This window comes from Clostridium sp. AM34-11AC (assembly GCF_003435375.1).
In the GTDB taxonomy this organism is placed as follows: domain Bacteria; phylum Bacillota; class Clostridia; order Lachnospirales; family Lachnospiraceae; genus Pilosibacter; species Pilosibacter fragilis.
Window position 1 is genome coordinate 1 of the sequence record NZ_QWGL01000104.1, and the last position, 1007, is coordinate 1007.

Consider the following 1007-nt stretch of genomic DNA (forward strand, 5'->3'; position numbering starts at 1 on the left):
TATACTGTTGAGCTTTTAAGTGAGCCTGCACGAGATGGCAGGGACGAAAGAATGGAAAAGCTTACTTTTCCAGACTTGAGTAACTGACAGATCGTATTGGCGGACTGCGCGAAACGGCTTAGGGAGCGAAGCTCCGTAAGATGATTCGCACAGGACAACAGGCGGGATTAAAAGCATAAGAATTCCGGTGCCGATGCGCTTATGGGACACACCCGTTCCCATCCCGAACACGACGGTTAAGACGTAAGCGGCCGATGGTACTATGCTGGAGACGGCATGGGAGAGCAGGTGGATGCCAGATCTATTTGAAAAATACTCGAAAGAGTTTTCAAATAAAACAGACATGTTCTAGCGGGTGGAGATAAAGGCGAAGTTCGCGATGATGAATGTGTTAACCCGTTCCAGCAGGGTAATGCTGTTAATAACTGGTTTTTACCAGTGATTAGTAAGTTTAAGTATATTGAACTCGCTAATGACTGATAAACTTCAGTCATAACGTACCTTGAAAATCACATATTGAAATAAGTAATCTTAAATATTTAAGATACAAGACATCCGAGGCGTATCGAAGTTCGAGTCCACTTAAGCCCATTACCCAAAAGGGTAATGCAGGAAGTGACTGGCTGATTGAAATAAATACAGAACATAAATGAATAAGGGATCGCCTCGAAAGAGGAAAGGCCCGCATCCATGGGGGTGTAGCTCAGTTGGGAGAGCACCTGCCTTGCAAGCAGGGGGTCAAGAGTTCGAATCTCTCCATCTCCACTTGGGATTTTAAAACTAGAATCCCGATAACGTACCTTGAAAATCACATATTGAAATATTTGATCTTAAATGTATCTATTCGGTAGATCTGCGCACTTGCTGCGCTGATCGTAAGAAAACATAGGCTGGAAAGCAAAAATCCCATTGCCGCAGGCAATCTGGAATGGATTTTTGCGGGACTATGAAGGAACTGAATAGTACTCTTAAATATTTAAGATACAAGACATCCGAGGCGTATCGAA

At 43.5% G+C, this 1007-nt stretch carries 1 tRNA gene and 1 rRNA gene; both read left to right on the forward strand.

The features are described from left to right. Window positions 1-183 precede the first annotated feature (183 nt). Window positions 184-301, forward strand: a 5S ribosomal RNA gene (gene rrf, locus DW826_RS17950). 391 nt (window positions 302-692) lie between these two features. Next, a tRNA-Ala gene (locus tag DW826_RS17955) sits at window positions 693-765 on the forward strand. Window positions 766-1007: the final 242 nt, after the last annotated feature.